This window comes from Streptomyces sp. ATLC9, assembly GCF_057196705.1.
In genome coordinates this window covers 1-19,095 of sequence record NZ_JBXUOY010000078.1, presented here as the reverse complement: position 1 = coordinate 19,095, position 19,095 = coordinate 1, and the positions used below count along the sequence as shown (strand labels likewise).

The 19,095-nt window shown below is 72.8% G+C and carries 16 protein-coding genes, 3 tRNA genes and 1 pseudogene; 11 read left to right on the top strand and 9 right to left on the bottom strand.

Features of this window, described 5'->3' with window-relative positions; genetic code table 11:
• The 3 genes from AC2CJA_RS11315 to AC2CJA_RS11305 form a co-directional block, all read left to right on the top strand.
• A partial coding sequence (locus AC2CJA_RS11315; RefSeq protein WP_484602538.1) for a hypothetical protein occupies positions 1-1,560 on the top strand: 1,560 nt, incomplete at its 5' end.
• A gap of 120 nt (positions 1,561-1,680) precedes the next feature.
• Complete coding sequence (locus AC2CJA_RS11310; RefSeq protein WP_484602537.1) at positions 1,681-3,159, top strand: N,N-dimethylformamidase beta subunit family domain-containing protein; 1,479 nt, start codon at positions 1,681-1,683, stop codon at positions 3,157-3,159.
• A 137-nt stretch (positions 3,160-3,296) separates the two neighbouring features.
• Positions 3,297-4,211: a phosphoribosylaminoimidazolesuccinocarboxamide synthase gene (locus tag AC2CJA_RS11305; protein ID WP_484602536.1), complete on the top strand. Its 915-nt coding sequence runs from the start codon at positions 3,297-3,299 to the stop codon at positions 4,209-4,211.
• An 89-nt stretch (positions 4,212-4,300) separates the two neighbouring features.
• Here the strand turns inward: AC2CJA_RS11305 and AC2CJA_RS11300 are convergent.
• From AC2CJA_RS11300 to AC2CJA_RS11270, 7 genes and pseudogenes are all read right to left on the bottom strand, one after another.
• Positions 4,301-4,373: transfer RNA gene (locus AC2CJA_RS11300), tRNA-Gly, on the bottom strand.
• A 23-nt stretch (positions 4,374-4,396) separates the two neighbouring features.
• A pseudogene (locus AC2CJA_RS11295) lies at positions 4,397-4,731 on the bottom strand (response regulator transcription factor); the annotation flags it as partial.
• A 286-nt stretch (positions 4,732-5,017) separates the two neighbouring features.
• On the bottom strand, positions 5,018-5,836 hold the full coding sequence (locus AC2CJA_RS11290; RefSeq protein WP_484602535.1) for an ABC transporter permease: 819 nt from the start codon (positions 5,834-5,836) through the stop codon (positions 5,018-5,020).
• Entirely contained in the window at positions 5,833-6,810 is a 978-nt protein-coding gene (locus tag AC2CJA_RS11285) for an ABC transporter ATP-binding protein (protein WP_484602534.1), read from the bottom strand. The genes AC2CJA_RS11290 and AC2CJA_RS11285 overlap by 4 nt, the downstream gene beginning before the upstream one ends.
• Before the next feature lie 157 nt (positions 6,811-6,967).
• Positions 6,968-7,040 (bottom strand) — tRNA-Gly (locus AC2CJA_RS11280).
• Between the two features lie 75 nt (positions 7,041-7,115).
• Positions 7,116-7,187, bottom strand: a tRNA-Gly gene (locus tag AC2CJA_RS11275).
• A 101-nt stretch (positions 7,188-7,288) separates the two neighbouring features.
• Positions 7,289-7,642: a histone-like nucleoid-structuring protein Lsr2 gene (locus AC2CJA_RS11270; protein WP_484602533.1), complete on the bottom strand. Its 354-nt coding sequence runs from the start codon at positions 7,640-7,642 to the stop codon at positions 7,289-7,291.
• Between the two features lie 334 nt (positions 7,643-7,976).
• Between AC2CJA_RS11270 and purS the strand changes: the two genes are divergently transcribed.
• The 6 genes from purS to purM all read left to right on the top strand — a co-directional run bounded on the left by purS (position 7,977) and on the right by purM (position 15,247).
• Entirely contained in the window at positions 7,977-8,243 is a 267-nt protein-coding gene (purS, locus tag AC2CJA_RS11265; RefSeq protein WP_484602532.1) for a phosphoribosylformylglycinamidine synthase subunit PurS, read from the top strand.
• Positions 8,240-8,920, top strand: a complete 681-nt coding sequence (gene purQ, locus AC2CJA_RS11260) for a phosphoribosylformylglycinamidine synthase subunit PurQ (RefSeq protein WP_484602531.1) — start codon at positions 8,240-8,242, stop codon at positions 8,918-8,920. Before purS ends, purQ begins: the two co-directional genes overlap by 4 nt.
• Positions 8,921-9,197: 277 nt before the next feature.
• Entirely contained in the window at positions 9,198-11,447 is a 2,250-nt protein-coding gene (purL, locus tag AC2CJA_RS11255) for a phosphoribosylformylglycinamidine synthase subunit PurL (RefSeq protein ID WP_484602530.1), read from the top strand.
• A 168-nt stretch (positions 11,448-11,615) separates the two neighbouring features.
• On the top strand, positions 11,616-12,419 hold the full coding sequence (locus AC2CJA_RS11250; RefSeq protein ID WP_484602529.1) for a maleylpyruvate isomerase family mycothiol-dependent enzyme: 804 nt from the start codon (positions 11,616-11,618) through the stop codon (positions 12,417-12,419).
• A gap of 87 nt (positions 12,420-12,506) precedes the next feature.
• On the top strand, positions 12,507-14,066 hold the full coding sequence (gene purF, locus AC2CJA_RS11245) for an amidophosphoribosyltransferase (RefSeq protein ID WP_484602528.1): 1,560 nt from the start codon (positions 12,507-12,509) through the stop codon (positions 14,064-14,066).
• Between the two features lie 95 nt (positions 14,067-14,161).
• On the top strand, positions 14,162-15,247 hold the full coding sequence (gene purM, locus AC2CJA_RS11240; protein WP_484602527.1) for a phosphoribosylformylglycinamidine cyclo-ligase: 1,086 nt from the start codon (positions 14,162-14,164) through the stop codon (positions 15,245-15,247).
• Between the two features lie 102 nt (positions 15,248-15,349).
• On the opposite strand, the gene AC2CJA_RS11235 is transcribed toward purM, so the two are convergent.
• Together AC2CJA_RS11235 and AC2CJA_RS11230 are read right to left on the bottom strand one after the other, a co-directional pair.
• Positions 15,350-15,628 carry a DUF3073 domain-containing protein gene (locus AC2CJA_RS11235; protein ID WP_206350398.1) on the bottom strand — a complete coding sequence of 93 codons (279 nt, stop codon included), beginning with the start codon at positions 15,626-15,628 and terminating at the stop codon, positions 15,350-15,352.
• 299 nt (positions 15,629-15,927) lie between these two features.
• Entirely contained in the window at positions 15,928-17,100 is a 1,173-nt protein-coding gene (locus AC2CJA_RS11230; protein WP_484602526.1) for a Leu/Phe/Val dehydrogenase, read from the bottom strand.
• Between the two features lie 201 nt (positions 17,101-17,301).
• Between AC2CJA_RS11230 and AC2CJA_RS11225 the strand changes: the two genes are divergently transcribed.
• Complete coding sequence (locus AC2CJA_RS11225) at positions 17,302-18,156, top strand: DUF8083 family protein (protein ID WP_484602525.1); 855 nt, start codon at positions 17,302-17,304, stop codon at positions 18,154-18,156.
• A gap of 532 nt (positions 18,157-18,688) precedes the next feature.
• Positions 18,689-18,895, top strand: coding sequence for a developmental transcriptional regulator BldC (bldC, locus tag AC2CJA_RS11220; RefSeq protein WP_020869672.1), 207 nt, complete (start codon positions 18,689-18,691; stop codon positions 18,893-18,895).
• The last annotated feature ends 200 nt before the right edge of the window (positions 18,896-19,095 follow it).

The following is a 19,095-nucleotide window of genomic DNA, read 5'->3' as shown; positions in this document are numbered from 1 at the left end:
GCGGTCGTCCTGCTGGCCGGAGGGGCCACCGGCCACCTCCGCGGCGACGGCTGGGACGCGCTGCGCTGGACGGCCGCGGTGGTCGCCGTACCGGTGATCGCCGCGGCCGCGGGCGGGGCCGCGGCGATGACCCGGGCGCGCCCGGCGGGCAGCCCCACCCTGCAGATCCACGAGTCGGCCGCCCCCGACCTGTACCGGCTGATACGTGATCTCGCCGACCGGCTGGACGTCCCCGAGCCCTCGGCGATAGCCCTGACGCCGGACTGCGACAGCTGGCTGGAGGACCGGGCGCACACCGCCCGCGGCCGGCGTCTGCCGCGCCCCGGCGCGGGGAAGCGCGGCGCGGGCGCCCCCGTGCTCGTCGTCGGCTCCCCCTTCCTGTGGTGGATGCGGGTGGCCGAGCTGCGGGCGCTGCTCGCCCCGATCGTGGCCGGGACGGGCCCGTCCGCCCACCCGGACATCGCCGCCGCCCGGCGTTTCGTCCGCGGGCTGGACGCCGCCGCGGCGGTCGCCGTCGCGGCCCGCGGCCCGGCGCCCAAACGGCTCGCGTACGACTTCGTCGGCTGGGTCTCCCGGCTGCTGCTGCGTGCCGGGGCCTCCCACGCCGCGGAGATGGAGCGCATGGTCGCGGCCGCGGCCGCGGTGCGGGCCCAGACGGTCGACTACGGCCTGCGGGTCGTCGCCCAGGAGCAGGTGGGCCTGGCGTACGCCGGCTGGGACCGGCTGCTGACCAGGGTCGCGCTGCCCGCCTGGCGCACGGGGCGCTGGCCCGCCCGGCTGGACGCCGGAGTGGTCTCCGCCCTCACCGAGCTGTCCCGGCGCGACCGGCTGGCCGAGGGTTTCGCCACCCGGCTGGGCGAGCGCCCCGCCTGCGACCTGCTGGAGGAGCCCGGCGAGGTGGACCGTCAGGTCTCCCTGCTGGCCGCGCGCCTCTTCCACGGCGGTCCGGCCGAGCCCGGTCCCGACTGGGCCCCGGTGGACTGGCAGGAATACCCGGAAGAGGTCGTGGACCGCATCTGGCGCTCCGAGACCGCTCGCCTCTTCGCGGCGCTGCGGGCCGAGGAGAACCCGACACTGGCCGAGCTGATCGACCGGCTGGCCGGTGTGGCGGCCCCGGCCGGCCCGGACGTCCCGGACGCCCCGGCCGGTGGCGCCGACGCGCTCGCCGCCCGGATCGGAGCCGACCTCGCCCGCGAGGAGGCCGCCCGGGCCGGGGCCGCCCGCGAGGCCGGTTCGATACCCCTGTCCCTGCCCGTGCCCGGCGGGGACATCGCGCTTCTCCCGCCCGGCGGTGGCTTCCCTCTCCAGCCGCCGCGCTCCGGACGCGAGCTGCTGGCCGAGCACGTCACGGCCGCCGTGTGCTGCGCGGCCGTGGACACCGCCGGGGCGGCCCCCGGGCTCGACTGGCTGGACGGCCCCGCCCTGTTCGTCGACGGCGAACGCCGCGCGGACCTGGCCCGTCCCGTCCTCGCCCTCGCCGAGGACGGCGACCCCCGGCCGCTGCGCGACTGGCTGGCGGCCGTCGGCGTACGGTCCGACAAGCCCATCCGCCTGGTCTGAGCCGCCTGGTGGGCCGGACCCGGCCCCGGCCGTCGTGCGACAAAGGGTGACCGGACGTTCGCTTTATGTGATGTGCTGGTGTCCGGCATCGCGGGACGGACGCAGGGAGGGGAGAGGCAGGTGGGCACGGAGCAGATCCGGCGCTGGGAGTCGGGGGCTCTCGCACACGCGGTCACCGATCCGTTCGGGCAGGGACCGCTGCCCTGGCTGCGGTGCGGCGAGCACTACTTCGACGACACCGGCCACGTCGTCCCCTGGTACCTCGACCACAGCAGCCTGGACGGCGCACGCGCCCCGTCCGCGGCGGGCGGCGGCCCGTGCGCCGCCGACGACGTGCACTGCCAGATCAAGGGCTTCACCTCCGAGAGCGCGGTCTCGCCCGGTGAGTCCATCGACTTCCGGATCACGGTCAACCCGCCCCAGCCCTTCGGTGTGGACGTCTACCGGATCGGCCACTACGCCGGCGAGGGCGCCACCAAGATCACCACCAGCCCCCGGCTGTCCGGCATCGTCCAGCCGGCGCCGCTGACCGCCGACCGCACCGTCTCCTGCCACCACTGGTGGCTCTCCTGGCGGCTCCAGATCCCGGACTACTGGAGCACCGGCGCCCATGTGGCCGTGCTGACCACCGCCGACGGCCACCGCTCCCACATCCCCTTCACCGTCCGCGACGAGCGCCCCGGCGACCTGCTGCTGGTCCTCCCCGACGTCACCTGGCAGGCGTACAACCTCTTCCCCGAGGACGGCCGCACCGGCGCCAGCCTCTACCACGCCTGGGACGGGGAGGGGAGGCTGCTGGGGGAGGAGGACGCGGCCGTCACCGTCTCCTTCGACCGGCCGTACGCGGGCGCGGGCCTGCCCCTGCACGTGGGCCACGCCTACGACTTCATCCGCTGGGCCGAGCGCTACGGCTACGACCTGGCCTACGCCGACACCCGCGATCTGCACGCGGGCCGCGTCGACCCCTCCCGCTACCGCGGCCTGGTCTTCGCCGGCCACGACGAGTACTGGTCGGCGCCCATGCGCCGGGCCGTGGAGAAGGCCCGTGACGGCGGTACCTCGCTGGTCTTCCTCTCGGCCAACACCATGTACTGGCAGGTCGAGCTGGGTCCCTCGCCCTCCGGAGCCCCCGGCCGGCTGATGACCTGCCGCAAGCGGCGCGGCCCGGGCCGCTCGCGGCGCTGGCGCGACCAGGGCGACCCCGAACAGCAGGTGCTGGGCATCCAGTACGCGGGCCAGGTGCCCCGGCCGCACCCGATGGTCGTACGGAACGCCTCCCACTGGCTGTGGGAGGCCACCGGGGCGGCGGAGGGCGAGGAACTGCCCGGTCTGGTGGCGGGCGAGGCCGACCGGTACTTCCCGCGCACCGCCCTGCCCCCGCACACCGGCCGCATCCTGCTCGCCCACTCGCCCTACCGGGACGCCTCCGGCGCCCGCCGCCACCAGGAGACCTCCCTGTACGAGACGCCCGGCGGCGCCCTGGTCTTCGCCTCGGGCACCTTCGCCTGGTCCCCGGCCCTGGACCGCCCCGGCCACACCGACTCCCGCATCCAGCGGGCCACGGCCAACCTCCTGGACCACATCTGCAGGCATCCCTGAGCGCCCACGGACCCTCCGGCCCTCCCGGGCGGGGCCGTTCGCGCGGCGCGCCCCCACCCGTCCGTCCGACCCCGGCCGGTGGGGAGGGCGGCGGTACGGGAGAATCGGAACTCCTGGACCACGCCACAGGAGGAGCCGTGACCGGATTCGTAGAGAAGCCCGAACCCGTACAGGTGCCGGGTCTGGTGCACGTGCACACCGGCAAGGTGCGGGACCTGTACCGGAACGAGGCGGGGGATCTGGTGATGGTCGCCAGCGACCGGGTGTCCGCCTACGACTGGGTGCTGCCGACGGAGATCCCCGACAAGGGCCGCGTCCTCACCCAGCTCTCCCTGTGGTGGTTCGACCAGCTCGCCGACCTGGTACCGGGCCATGTGCTCTCCACCGAGCTGCCGCCGGGCGCCCCCGCCGACTGGGCGGGCCGCACGGTGGTCTGCCGCTCCCTGCGCATGGTCCCGGTCGAGTGCGTGGCCCGCGGCTACCTCACCGGTTCGGGCCTGGCCGAGTACCGCCAGGCCCGCACCGTCTGCGGCCTCGCCCTGCCCGAGGGCCTGGAGGACGGCTCCGAGCTGCCCGCCCCCGTCTTCACCCCGGCCACCAAGGCGGAGGTCGGCGAGCACGACGAGAACGTCCCCTACGAGGAGGTCGCCCGCCGGGTCGGCGCCGAGACCGCCGCCGGGCTGCGCCAGCTCACCCTGGCCGTCTACTCCCGGGGCCGCGACATCGCCAGGGAGCGGGGCATCATCCTGGCCGACACCAAGTTCGAGTTCGGGTGGGCCGTGGAGGAGGGCGGTGAGGAACGGCTGGTGCTCGCCGACGAGGTGCTGACGCCGGACTCCTCGCGCTTCTGGCCCGTCGACGCGTGGGAGCCGGGCCGCTCCCAGCCCTCGTTCGACAAGCAGATCGTCCGCGACTGGCTGACCTCCCCGGCCGCCGGCTGGGACCGCGGCGGCGAGGTCCCCCCGCCCGAGCTGCCCGCCGAGGTCGTCGAGCGCACCCGCGCCCGCTACATCGAGGCGTACGAGCTGCTGACGGGCACCCGCTGGAGCTGACGGCGCGTGTGGGGCCCGCCCCCGCGGGCCGCACACCGCGCCGCACACGGGGAAGGCCCCGGTCCCTCAGGACCGGGGCCTTCCCTCCGAGCGGACGACGAGACTCGAACTCGCGACATCCACCTTGGCAAGGTGGTGCTCTACCAACTGAGCTACGTCCGCCTGCTCCGTTCGGTGCGCCCCCACTATAGCCAACCCCGCTCGCGTGCGATGCGCACGGCCGCGTGCCGGTTCTCCGCCGACAGCTTCGCGGCGGCCGACGACAGGTAGTTGCGGACCGTTCCCGGCGCCAGCGCGGCCCGCTCGGCGATCTCCGCGACCGGCGCCCCGTCCGCCGCCAGCTCCAGGAGCCGGCCTCCCGGGCGGCCGGCTCCGGGTCCACATAGCGGTTGCCGGCGTGCACCGTGCGGATGATCTCGGCCAGCCGCTGCGCCGAGACCGTCCTGGGCACGAAGCCCCGTACCCCCGCGGCCTCCCGGTCCGGTCGCGTCGGGATTCGGGCCGTCAGACCGCCCGGCCGTTCGGCCGAGCCCAGGTGGTACCGCGGCCCGGCCCGGCACAGCAGCGGATGGCACGCGGAGTGCGCCGCGAACAGCGCGATCAGCGGGACCGCGGCCCGGAGGGGGACGCCGCCGCGCTGCGCCACGCACCGGAAGGCCAGCGGCACCGCCTCGCACACCGCGAAGCTGTAGAGCGTGAAGCGGGTGCACTGGTGGAAGCGGACCGGCCCGCTGGACCGCCGTATCCGCTCCACCCAGCCCGGCGCGCCTTTCCCGACCGCCACCGCCACACTCGCTCCTCGCACCTCAGTGACGCGGTTCCCAGCGGAACCACCGCCGTACGGCGGACACCGAAACCAGCGCCCAGGCCACGGCGGTCCCCAGAGCCCGCAGCACCTCGCCCGGTTCGCCGCCGCCGAGCCAGCCGTACCGCACCAGGTCCACCACCGGTGTCACCGGCAGCAGCCGCAGGACATCGGCCATCCCCTCCGGCATGACCTCCAGGGGTACGAACAGCCCCGAGCCGACCAGCGAGACCATCAGCAGCGGCAGCGCGGTGATCTGCGCGCTCTCCGTCGTCCGGGTGATCACGGCCGTCGCGGCGGCCGTCAGCACCATCAGGACGGCGCCCAGCAGTACGCCCAGCACCAGCAGGTCCGGCCGGTCCGGCGGCGTCATCTCCAGCAGGGCCGCGCCCGCCGCGACCAGCACGGCGCACTGCGCCAGCGCCACGGTGACCACCGGCAGCGCCGCGCCGGCCAGGATCTCCCAGTCCCGCAGCTCCCCGGTCCGCAGCCGCTTGAGGACCAGCTCCTCGCGGCGGGAGACGTAGGCGGGGATGAGGTTCAGATAGACGACGAGGATCAGCACCATCGGGATGCCGCTGGTCATCACCAGGTCGGTGACGCTCAGCCCGGTGCCCTCCAGCGGCGCCTGCTCGACCGCGGAGCGCATGAACAGCACCATGAGCAACGGCATCAGCAGGGCGGTGAACATGGCGGTGCGGTTGCGGACGAGCAGCGTCAGCTCCGCCCGGGCCAGCGACCGCAGCCTGCCCAGGGAGGCCGCGGCCCCGCCGGCCGTCCCGCCACCGCCCGTCCCGCTCCCGGTGTCCGTCGCGCTCATCGTGCTCCCGCCTTCGCCACTCGTGCCGTGCCGTCGTCCTCCGCCGCGTCCGGGCCGTCCCCGTGGGCGATCTCCAGGAACGCCTCCTCCAGGGAGGCCGAGCGGGCGTCCAGACCCGTCAGCTCCACACCCTCCTGCCGCGCCCACAGCAGGAGTTCGGTCAGCGACTCCTGCAGCCGGCCGGTGCGGATCTCCACCCCCCGCCCGTGCTCGGCGGCCTTCAGGGACAGCGGGAGCCGGGCGGCGGGCACCTCCTCGGGCAGGGTGAAGCGGATCCGGGACGGGCGCGAGGCGGTGACCTCGGCGGGAGTGCCGGAGACGACGATCCGCCCCGCCCGCATGATCGCCAGCCGGTCGGCCAGCTCCTCGGCCTCCTCCAGGTAGTGCGTGGTCAGCACCACGGTCGTACCGCCCTCCCGCAACTCCCGCACCAGGCGCCAGGTCTCCCGCCGGCCCTCGGCGTCCAGTCCGGTCGTCGGCTCGTCCAGGAAGAGCACCTCGGGGCGGCCGAGCAGGGCCATGGCCAGGTCCAGCCGCCGCCGCTCGCCGCCGGAGAGCTGTTTGACCCGTACGTCCGCGCGCCGGGTCAGTCCCACCATCTCCAGCGCCTCCGGGACCGGACGGGCCCCGCTGGTGCAGCCGGCCCACATCCGCGCGGTCTCGGCGACGGTCAGGTCGGAGGGGAAGCCGCCCTCCTGGAGCATCACCCCGATCCGCGACCGCACCCGGGCACGCTCGCGGTACGGATCGTGCCCGAGCACGCGCACCCGGCCGCCGCCGGGCTCGGCCATCCCCTCCAGCACCTCGACGGTGGAGGTCTTGCCCGCCCCGTTCGTCCCCAGCAGCGCGAACAGCTCGCCGCGCGCCACGGAGAACGAGATCCCCCGTACGGCATCGAAGCCGCCGTCCCCCTTCGCCGGGCCGTAGCGCCGCCGCAGCCCGCTCACCTCGATTGCCTGTTCTCCGGTCTCCATGCCACCAGGGTCGCGCGGGACCGGGGCGGGAGGCGGTGCGGGCCGTCACGAGCGCGCGTGACAAATGTCAACCGGCCGGTGGGCGCGGGGAGATGAGGGGGTGTGATATCGCACACGAAGAAGACCCCGGTCCTGGAGGACCGGGGTCTTTCCCCTGAGCGGACGACGAGGCTCGAACTCGCGACCTCAACCTTGGCAAGGTTGCGCTCTACCAACTGAGCTACGTCCGCGTTGCGGCCGCCCGGCTCTCACCGGTCGGCGCACCTTCACTCTACCCGATCCCGAAGGTCCGGTGGAGTGAGCGGAGCGGGTGACAGGAATCGCACACTGCGCCTCCCTCTTGGAAAGAGGGCGCTCTACTACTGAGCTACACCCGCACGACCACCTTGGCCTCGACCGTTTCCGGCCGCTCCCGGCGGCGTGCTCCAGACTCTAGCCGATCACCCGGGGTGCCTGGCAAGTCGGCCCGGAGACGGGCTCAGCGCGACTCCCCGGAGGCGGCGCCGGGAGCGGTTCCGTGCGCCTCGTCGAAGGCCTCGTAGACCCTCTTGGGGATGCGTCCGCGCGGCGGCACCTCGAAGCCGTGCGACCGGGCCCAGGCCCGCACCGCGGACGGGTCCGGCGCGACGGAGGTGTGCTGGAACGTCTTCCCGGACCTGGCGCGCTTGCGGCCGGCCCGCACATAGGGGGCGAGGCCCATGCGCAGTTTCTTCGCGTTCTCGCGGTTGAGATCGATCTCGTACGACTTGCCGTCGAGACCGAAGGTGACCGTTTCCGATGCTTCCCCGCCGTCGATGTCGTCGGAGAGTGTGACCACCACGCGCTGTGCCACGGATATCGGTCCTTTCGGAGGGATCGCATGCGGAAACACTTCGAAACCACTTCCTGACATGCGGTTATATCAGGGTTCCCGGCGATCGGTGTCAATGCCCTTTCCTCTGGACAGCGGCGGGCATTGTCTGGTGGAGCGGTTGAATTCTCGTCCGCGTGTCATGCCGCGAACGCGACTTTACTTTTCCGGCGCCGATTTCGGCAGTGCTTCCCGGCGTTTTCCGGGGTGCCGATACCCGACCGTGACCGGAGTGGCCCTTGTCTACGCGAGTAGAATTTTCCGGCGGGTACGCTGAAGCGGCAGCCTCCAGCACCAACACCCACCGGGAGTACCTGTGGCTCGCGTCGTAGTCGACGTCATGCTCAAGCCGGAGATCCTCGACCCCCAGGGCCAGGCGGTTCAGCGTGCGCTGCCCCGGCTGGGCTACGAGGGCATCTCGGACGTCCGCCAGGGCAAGCGCTTCGAGCTCGAGGTGGAGGGGCCGGTCGACGACGACGCCCTCGCCCGCATCCACCAGCTCGCCGAGACCTTCCTCGCCAACACCGTGATCGAGGACTTCACCGTGCGCGTCGGGGAGCGCGAAGAGGTGACCCCCGCATGACGACCCGCATCGGAGTCGTCACCTTCCCCGGCTCCCTCGACGACGTGGACGCCCGGCGTGCCGTCAGCCTCGCCGGCGCCGAGCCGGTCGCCCTGTGGCACCGCGACAGGAGCCTGCACCAGGTGGACGCCGTCGTCCTCCCCGGCGGCTTCTCCTACGGCGACTACCTGCGCTGCGGCGCCATCGCCCGCTTCTCGCCGGTGATGGAGACGGTCGTCGACCAGGCCCGCGCCGGTCTGCCGGTGCTCGGCGTCTGCAACGGCTTCCAGGTGCTGTGCGAGTCGCACCTGCTGCCCGGCGCCCTCACCCGCAACGACCACCTCCACTTCGTCTGCCGCGACCAGCGGCTGCGCGTGGAGAACGCGGACACCGCCTGGACGTCCGACTACGCGGAGGGCCAGGAGATCACCGTCCCGCTCAAGAACGGCGAGGGCGGCTACGTCGCCGACGAGCGCACCCTGGACGAGCTGGAGGCGACCGGCCGGGTCGTCTTCCGTTACCTGGGCGTCAACCCCAACGGCTCCCGCCGCGACATCGCGGGCATCAGCAACGAGGCCGGCAACGTCGTCGGCCTCATGCCCCACCCCGAGCACGCCGTCGAGGCCCTGACCGGGCCCACCACCGACGGGCTGGGATTCTTCACCTCGGTCCTCAAGAAGCTGGTCACCACCCCATGAGCGACGTACGCACGACCACTCGGCCGCGGACGGCCCCGATGCCCGCACCTCTGCGTCGTGCGGGCGGAGAAGCTCATCGAAAGGGCGCGATGAGCGACGTACGCACGACCACTCGGCCGCGGACGGCCCCGATGCCCGCACCTCTGCGTCGTGCGGGCGGAGAAGCTCATCGAAAGGGCGCGATGAGCGACGTACGCACGACCACTCGGCCGCGGACGGCCCCGATGCCCGCACCTCTGCGTCGTGCGGGCGGAGAAGCTCATCGAAAGGGCGCGGCATGACCCTCGACACCGTCAAGCACGCGGGCGACACCCCGGACGTCGGGCAGCCCTGGGCCGAGCTCGGCCTCAAGAGCGACGAGTACGACCGCATCCGGGAGATCCTCGGCCGCCGCCCGACCGGCGCCGAGCTGGCCATGTACTCCGTGATGTGGTCCGAGCACTGCTCCTACAAGTCCAGCAAGGTCCACCTGAAGCAGTTCGGCGAGAAGGCCCCGGAGTCCGACGCCATGCTGGTGGGCATCGGCGAGAACGCCGGCGTCGTGGACGTCGGCCAGGGCTACGCCGTCACCTTCAAGGTGGAGTCGCACAACCACCCCTCCTACATCGAGCCCTATCAGGGCGCGGCCACCGGCATCGGCGGCATCGTCCGCGACATCCTGGCCATGGGCGCCCGCCCGGTCGCGGTGATGGACCCGCTGCGCTTCGGCGCCGCCGACCACCCCGACACCCGGCGCGTACTGCCCGGCGTCGTCGCCGGCATCGGCGGCTACGGCAACTGCCTGGGCCTGCCCAACATCGGCGGCGAGGTCGTCTTCGACCCCTGCTACCAGGGCAACCCGCTGGTCAACGCCCTGTGCGTGGGTGTGATGCGGCACGAGGACATCCACCTGGCCAAGGCGTCGGGCACCGGCAACAAGGTCATCCTCTACGGCGCCCGCACCGGCGGCGACGGCATCGGCGGCGTCTCCGTGCTCGCCTCCGAGACCTTCGACGAGACGGGCCCGGCCAAGCGTCCGGCCGTCCAGGTCGGCGACCCCTTCCAGGAGAAGCTCCTCATCGAGTGCACCCTGGAGGTCTTCAAGGAGGACCTGGTCGTCGGCATCCAGGACCTCGGCGGCGCCGGCCTGTCCTGCGCCACCTCCGAGCTGGCCTCGGCCGGCTCCGGCGGCATGCGCGTCGAGCTGGACACCGTCCCGCTGCGCGACTCCACGCTCTCGCCCGAGGAGATCCTCATGAGCGAGTCGCAGGAGCGCATGTGCGCCGTCGTCGAGCCGGACAAGGTCGGCCGCTTCCTCGAGATCTGCGAGAAGTGGGACGTCATCGCCACCGTCATCGGCGAGGTCACCGACGGCGACCGGCTGGAGATCTACTGGCACGGCGAGCAGATCGTGGACGTGCCTCCGCGCACCGTCGCCCACGAGGGCCCGGTCTACAACCGTCCCTACGCCCGCCCCGAGTGGCAGGACGCCCTCCAGGCCGACGACGCGAACGCCCTGCCCCGGCCCAAGGACGGGGACGAGCTGCGCGAGCAGGTCCTGAGGCTGGTCGGCTCGCCGAACCAGGCATCCAAGGCGTGGATCACCGACCAGTACGACCGCTACGTGCTCGGCAACACCGTCCTGGCCCAGCCCGAGGACAGCGGCATGATCCGCGTCGACGAGGAGACCGGCCTGGGCGTCGCCGTCGCCACCGACGGCAACGGCCGCTACGCCAGGCTCGACCCGTACACCGGCGCGCAGCTCGCGCTGGCCGAGTCCTACCGCAACGTCGCCGCCACCGGCGCGAAGCCGCTGGCCGTCACCGACTGCCTGAACTTCGGCTCGCCGGAGGACCCGGGCGCGATGTGGCAGTTCGCCGAGGCCTGCCGCGGCCTGGCCGACGGCTGCCAGACGCTGGGCACCCCGGTGACCGGCGGCAACGTCTCCCTCTACAACCAGACGGGCGACACCGCCATCCACCCCACTCCGGTGGTCGGTGTGCTCGGAGTGATCGACGACGTCGGCCGCCGCACCCCGATGGCGTTCGCGGAGGAGGGGCAGATGCTCTACCTCCTCGGCGACACCCGCGAGGAGCTGGGCGGCTCGGCCTGGTCCCAGGTGATCCACGACCACCTGGGCGGGCTGCCGCCGAAGGTGGACCTGGAACGCGAGCGGCTGCTCGCCGAGATCCTGATCTCAGCCTCCCGCGACGGCATGGTCGACGCCGCGCACGACCTGAGCGACGGCGGGCTGGTCCAGGCGCTGACCGAGTCCTGCCTCAAGGGGGGCAAGGGGGCCCGGCTGGTCGTCCCCGACGGGCTGGACCCGTTCGTCCTCCTGTTCTCCGAGTCGGCCGGCCGCGCGATCGTCTCGGTGCCGCGCAGCGAGGAGCTGCGCTTCACCGACATGTGCGGCGCCCGCGGCCTGCCCGCCACCCGCATCGGCGTGGTGGACGGCGACGCCATCGAGGTCCAGGGGCAGTTCTCCCTCTCCCTGGCCGAGCTGCGCGAGGTCCACGAGGCGGCCATCCCGGCGCTGTTCGCCTGACGCCCGCGACGGCGGCCGCACCACGGCCGCCCGTGCCCCGCCGCCCGTGCCCCGGGTGGCGGGGCACGGCTGTCACCGGGTGCCGGCGGGTTCACCACCGGACCGGACCGGCGTCCCGACCGGTGGGTAACCGCCTGTTCCGGCCGGGCGGCGTTCTACTCTGACGCCATGCCTCCGGTGAAGCGCAAGCCCAGGACGTACGACCCGGCCCTGGTGCGGGCCGGGCTCATCGGGCAGGTGGAGGCCGTGCGCAACGCCGTGCGCGGCCTCACCCCCGACCAGCTGGCCCGGCCCTCCGGGCTGCCCGGCTGGGACGTGCGCCATCTGGTGCTCCACATCGCCGTGCAGATCGAGGCGGTGCCCCGGCTGCTCGCCGAGCCCCCGCCCCGGGCCGCCGCGCCGCAGACGGACCTGAACGCCTGGGCGGTGTCCGTGGCCGGCGCCGCCCACGAGTTCGACGAGGCGACCCGCAGGCACGCGCGGGCGTACGACGACGCGGCCCGCGCGGTGGACGACGCCGTCGAGGAGCTGGAGCCGGTGCTGGAGCAGGCCGTGCGCGCGGACGTACTGCTGCCGCACTCCTTCGGCGCGATGCGGGCGCTGGACTTCACCGTGACCCGCCTGCTGGAGCTGGTGGTGCACAGCGACGACCTCACCCGGGCCACCGGCGTACGCGTCCCGCCGGTCCGCCAGGCCCTGGCGACGACCGTGCGGCTGCTGGCGGACGCGCTGGCCGCCAAGGCGCCCGGCGCCTCGGTGGAGGTGCGGATCCCGCCCTTCGCGGTCGTCCAGTGCGTGGCGGGTCCGCGGCACACCCGCGGCACCCCGCCGAACGTCGTGGAGACCGATCCGCTGACCTGGATCCGGCTGGCGACCGGCCGCGCCGACTGGCTCAAGGAGCTGGATGCGGCGCATCTCACAGCGAGCGGCGAGCGCGCCGATCTGCGCGACCACCTCCCCGTGCTGGAGTGATGACCTGCGGTGAAAGGCGGCCGGGGACCGGGGGAAGCGGCGGTCCCGGGTACTGAGCACCGCGGGACCTGTCCTAGACTCGGTGGCGTGCCACGTGGTGACGGACGACTCAACCACGACCTGCTCCCCGGAGAGAAGGGCCCCCAGGACGCCTGCGGCGTCTTCGGAGTCTGGGCCCCGGGGGAAGAGGTCGCCAAGCTCACCTATTTCGGGCTGTACGCGCTGCAGCACCGGGGACAGGAGTCCGCGGGCATCGCGGTGAGCAACGGCTCCCAGATCCTCGTCTTCAAGGACATGGGCCTGGTCTCCCAGGTCTTCGACGAAACCTCCCTCGGCTCCCTCAGGGGCCACATCGCGGTCGGCCACGCGCGCTACTCGACCACCGGCGCCTCGGTGTGGGAGAACGCCCAGCCCACCTTCCGGGCCACCGCCCGGGGCTCGATCGCGCTGGGCCACAACGGCAACCTGGTCAACACCGCCGAGCTCGCCGAGCTGGTCGCCGCGCTGCCCAGCACGGGCGGCCGGGCCACCCAGGTTGCCGCCACCAACGACACCGACCTGGTCACCGCCCTGCTGGCGGGCCAGGTCGACGAGGACGGCAAGCCGCTCACCGTCGAGCAGGCCGCCCCGGCCGTCCTGCCGAAGGTCAAGGGCGCGTTCAGCCTGGTCTTCATGGACGAGCACACCCTCTACGCCGCCCGCGACCCGCAGGGCATACGCCCGCTGGTGCTCGGCCGGCTGGAGCGCGGCTGGGTGGTGGCCTCCGAGACCGCGGCCCTGGACATCGTCGGCGCCTCCTTCATCCGGGAGATCGAGCCCGGCGAGATGGTCGCCATCGACGAGGACGGGCTGCGCACCCAGCGCTTCACGGAAGCGAAGCCGAAGGGCTGCGTCTTCGAGTACGTCTACCTCGCGCGCCCCGACACCGACATCGCGGGCCGCAACGTCTACCTCTCCCGTGTGGAGATGGGCCGCCGGCTGGCCGCCGAGGCCCCGGCCGACGCGGACCTGGTCATAGCGACCCCGGAGTCCGGCACCCCGGCCGCGGTCGGCTACGCCGAGGCCAGCGGCATCCCGTACGGCAGCGGCCTGGTCAAGAACTCCTACGTGGGCCGGACGTTCATCCAGCCCTCGCAGACCATCCGCCAGCTCGGCATCCGCCTCAAGCTCAACCCCCTCAAGGAGGTCATCCGCGGCAAGCGCCTGGTGGTCGTCGACGACTCGATCGTCCGCGGCAACACCCAGCGCGCCCTGGTGCGGATGCTGCGCGAGGCGGGCGCGGCCGAGGTGCACGTGCGGATCAGCTCGCCGCCCATCAAGTGGCCGTGCTTCTTCGGCATCGACTTCGCCACCCGTGCCGAGCTGATCGCCAACGGCCTGTCGGTCGAGGAGATCGGCACCTCACTGGGGGCGGACTCCCTGGCGTACATCTCGCTGGAGGGAATGGTCGAGGCGACCACCATCGCCAAGCCGGATCTGTGCCGGGCCTGCTTCGACGGTGAGTACCCGATGGAACTGCCGGACCCCGGGCTGCTGGGCAAGCACCTGCTGGAGTCCGAGACCGCCGAGGCATCCGGTGCCGACCCCGACGGAGTGCGGAGCCTGCTCGCGGGCCCCGGCGCGGCCGACGCGCTGCGCAGGCCCTGATCTCCGCCGGCCCGCCGGCGGCCGTTCCGGCGAGCCGCTCAGCCGCCGACCGTCCCGGTGAGCCGCCGGGCCGCCGTCCCTCCCAGAGGAAGACCATGACCTCCACGAACCCGACCCCGGCCGGCCAGGGCGCCAGCTACGCCGCCGCCGGAGTGGACATCGAGGCGGGCGACCGCGCCGTCACGCTGATGAAGGAGTGGGTGGGCAAGGCCCGCCGGCCCGAGAGCATCGGGGCGCTCGGCGGCTTCGCCGGCCTCTTCGACGCCTCCGCGCTCAAGGACTACCGGCGCCCGCTGCTGGCCTCGGCCACCGACGGCGTGGGCACCAAGGTCGCCGTCGCGCAGCGGATGGGCGTCCACGACACCATCGGCCACGACCTGGTGGCGATGGTCGTGGACGACCTGGTGGTCTGCGGCGCCGAGCCGCTGTTCATGACCGACTACATCAGCGTGGGCAAGGTCGTTCCCGAGCGGGTCGCCTCCATCGTCAAGGGCATCGCCGAGGGCTGCGTCCTGGCGGGCTGCGCCCTGGTCGGCGGTGAGACGGCCGAGCACCCGGGGCTGATGGGCCCGGACGAGTACGACGTGGCCGGCGCGGGCACGGGTGTCGTGGAGGCCGACGGGATCCTGGGCGCGGACCGCATCCGTCCGGGCGACGCGGTCGTCGCGATGGGCGCCTCCGGCCTTCACTCCAACGGGTACTCGCTGGTGCGGCACGTGTTCTTCGACCGGGCGGGCTGGTCGCTGGACCGCCATGTCGAGGACTTCGGCCGGACGCTGGGCGAGGAGCTGCTGGAGCCCACCAAGATCTACTCGCTGGACTGCCTGGCGCTGGCGAGGGCCACCGAGGTGCACGCCCTCTCGCACATCACCGGCGGCGGACTGGCCGGCAACCTCGCGCGTGTCGTGCCCGACGGACTGCACGCCACCGTGGACCGCTCCACCTGGAGCCCGGCGGCGGTCTTCCGGACGGTGGGCGAGTTGGGCGGGGTCGAGCGTGCGGAGCTGGAGAAGACCCTCAACATGGGTGTCGGCATGGTCGCCGTCGTCCCGCCGGAGTCGGTCGGCGCGACGCTGTCCCTGCTGGGCGAGCGCGGGGTGGACGCCTGGGTCGCCGGCGAGGTCTCCGAGCGCGGTGACCGCGCCGAGGCCGTGGCCCTCACCGGGGACTACGCGGGCTGAGCGACGGGGGCGGACAGGATCAAAACCCGGTCCGGCGGTGGCCGGACCGGGTGGTGACCGCTATCGGTATGAGATCGCTTTGTTCAGTGGACGACGACGTCCTCAGGCGCGGCGTCGATGGTTCGACGGTGAGGAGGACCCGCGGGAGTCGACCGGGTGGTCGTCCCCCTCCGCGTCCTCGTCATCGTCGTTGTACAGATCCGCGTACCGTGCGTACGGGTCGTCCAGCTCATCGTCCTCGAACCGCTCGCCGTTCGGCGGCTGACTCGATGTCGATGCGCCCAGCTCCTCAGCCAGGCGTGCGAGATCAGTCCCACCGCTGTTGTACTTCAGCTGGCGGGCGACCTTCGTCTGCTTGGCCTTGGCCCGGCCGCGCCCCATGGCTCGACCCCCTCAACGACGGGGCTCAACGGCCCCAGAGTCTTGACACGCGTTCACGATGCGGAGCGGACCCTCGATTCGATCGAGAGACCGTCCGTGGAGCTTCAACGGTACCTGCTTCCGTGGCCGTACGGTACGCCGCCCGCACGACACGACCGGTGCCCGCCCTGCCTGGTGACCAGTTCTCCGCTGGTCAGTGACGATTTTACCTTCTGTCCGCCCGGTCACCCGCGCAGGGGTGGTGAGGGATGTCTCCCCCACCACCCGTCACCAGGAGTGATGCTTGGGTGTACGCCGGGTCAGAAACCGGCGCCGGCCCCGCGGGCCTCGGCCATCCGCTGCTCGGCGACGCGGTCGGCCGCCACCGCCGGCGGCACGCCGTCGGCCGCGGCGCGCTCGAAGATCGCCAGCGTGGTGTCGTGGATCTTCCCGGCCTTCGCCTTCGCGCGTGCGAAGTCGAAGCCGTGGAGCTCGTCCGCGACCTGGATCACGCCGCCGGAGTTCACCACGTAGTCGGGCGCGTAGAGGACGCCCCGGCCGGCGAGGTCCTTCTCGACACCCGGGTGGGCGAGCTGGTTGTTGGCCGCGCCGCAGACCACCCTCGCGGTCAGCACGGCGACGGTCTCGTCGTTCAGGGCACCGCCGAGCGCGCAGGGCGCGTACACGTCCAGGCCCTCGGTGCGGATCAGCGCGTCGGTGTCGGCGACGGCCACCACCTCCGGGTGCGCGGCCGTGATCTGCTCGACCGCCTCGGGGCGCACATCCGTGACCAGGACCTCGGCGCCCTCCTCGAGTAGATGGCCCACCAGGTGGCGGCCGACCTTGCCGACGCCCGCGATGCCGACCTTCCGGCCGCGCAGCGAGGTGTCGCCCCACAGGTGCCCCGCGCTGGCACGCATGCCCTGGTAGACGCCGAAGGCGGTGAGTACGGAGGAGTCGCCGGCGCCGCCGTTCTCCGGGGAGCGGCCGGTCGTCCAGCGGCAGGTGCGCGAGACCACGTCCATGTCCTGGACGTAGGTGCCGACGTCGCAGGCGGTGACGTAGCGGCCGCCGAGGGAGGCGACGAAGCGGCCGTAGGCCTCCAGCAGGGCCTCGGTCTTGTGCTGGCCGGGGTCACCGATGATCACGGCCTTGCCGCCGCCGTGGTCCAGCCCGGCGAGCGCGTTCTTGTACGACATGCCGCGGGCGAGGTTGAGGGCGTCCTTCACCGCGGCCTCCTCCGGATTCTCCTCGGAGGCGTAGGCGTGGAAGCGGGTGCCGCCCAGAGCCGGGCCCAGGGCCGTGGAGTGGACGGCGATGACCGCCTTCAGGCCGGTCTGACGGTCCTGGCAGAGGACGACCTGCTCATGGCCGCCCAGCTCGGAGTGGAACAGGGTGTGCAGGACCGAACCGGTGTCGCGCTGCGCGCTCACGGCGCTCTCCGGTCCGTCTCGGTGCCCGTCGACGCTGACGGCGGGACGTACGTCAGTCACGGTGGTGACTCCTGTATGTCGCGGAAGGGTGCCCTTCCAGCATCCCCCGCTTGTGGCGGCGGGGTGCGGGGCGGGCCGGTTGGCATGAGGGTACGGCCTGAGGACCCCCATGAGTACGGGTGTGCAGTTGCGGTGCCACGATCAGGGTATTGAACTGCCGTTGTCCGCCCCTCGGCCCGCTGCTCCGGGAGGAAGAATCCCTTGGCCCTCACTACTCCGGTGGCCGTTCCGTACACGTCCTACCTGCGGGTCTACGAGCCGCTGGCCGCCTTCCCCGAGCCGGAACGCTCCCACTGGGCCCGCTACGCCCGCCGCGGGCGCCTGCCCGGCGCGCAGGACGAGCTGCGCCGGTCGCTGGCGGACCTGCTGCCGGTGCCGCCCGTGGTGGTGCCGGTACGCGAGAGCGCGGACGCCTTCGTGGCCGAGGTGGACGGAGTGCTGTGCGTCTGCCCCTGGCGGACCAGACTGCGGGGCTGGCAGGCGCTGGCCGGGCTCGGCGACGAGCTGCCCGCCCCGGTGCTGGACGCGGCGGTGCCGCCGGTGGTGCGGCGCGAGGCCGCGGCGGACTACGACCGCTGGCGGGAGCGGAACCCGGACGCCAGGCCGTGGATCCGCTCGGCGACCTGGCATGTGCCGGTGCGCTGGTTCGTGCTCTTCGCGGACGAGGAACGCGAGTACGGCGGGAAGGCGGACGCCGGCGGCGCGGGGGAGGGGCTCGTCCTGCGCTACCGCACGCCGATGGTGCAGGCGCGGCGGCGGGTGGCGCGTGCGCTGAAGGTGCTGCGCGAGGAACTGGAGGACAGTCCGCTGATCGACGGGCTGGTGGACGTGGGGCGCTGGCTGGAGGAGTTCCACCCGCGGTCGATGGTGGAGCTGGACTACGGCGGACTGGTGTATACCCTCCCGGAGGAGCAGCTGGCCTCGGACCACTCCGCGGCCGACACCGCGGAGGGGCTGGCGGCGCTGCGGGAGGGCGACGGCGAGCGCGCGAGCGCGGTCTACGACCGGCTGGCCGAGCGCTGGCGGGCGGTACGGCACCGCGGGCTGGCCAGTTGAGGCGTACCGCGCGGGCGGCTCGGGCCACCGGGCGTCCCGCGTGCCGTGAACCGGGTCGTTCGGGTCCGTTGCCGGCCTTTCGCCCCGAAGCCGTCCCGAAGCCGCCTCAAAGTCGCCCCAGGGTGACCGACCGCACTTACCGGGGCCTTGCCCTGAAGGGCATCTCTCGTGTCAAAATAGGACAAGGAGTCCGGAGGGGGCTTCGTCCGTCCAACTGAGGCCGGATCCATCGGTGTTGCGCTCCTTTCCGGGGAGATGGAGAGGTCCACTCGCGTTGTAACCGATCGTCACGATGGTGTGACTGTCCGTTATGGCACGGTCCATCGGCTTCCGTCGAGGTTGGACACCTGAGAGGGCAATTCCGTCGGTTTGGCCGACGTGGCTGGACAGATGGTGTAGTTGTAGTGCCGAGGACAAGCCGTTCGTCCTATAACCGACTCGGCCCGCGTCCGCCATTTCGGGCAACGCGGGTCAAGGTGCAGAATTTAGAGGAAAGAACCGTGATGGTTCGGTTCTCCCGAGGAGGCCGCTCATGACCGCTCGCACCCCTGATGCCGAGCCGCTGCTGACCCCGGCTGAGGTTGCCACGATGTTCCGCGTGGACCCGAAGACGGTCACGCGCTGGGCCAAGGCAGGCAAGCTCACGTCCATCCGCACGCTCGGAGGGCACCGCCGCTACCGCGAGGCGGAGGTGCGCGCCCTGCTCGCGGGTATCCCGCAGCAGCGCAGCGAGGGCTGAACAACCCCATGAATCGGGCGCGACGGGGTCCCCATCCCGCTTCGCCGCCCGGCTCGGCACCACCTTTCGGGCCGGTGTCCCCCACACGGCCTGAACGTCGATCGCGCTGGGCTCCGCCGGGCCCAGCGCGATCTTTGCGTACCCCTTCGCGGGGTCCCCTGGCGGCCACGCGCCATGACGCACGGCAGGGCCCCTTGGCC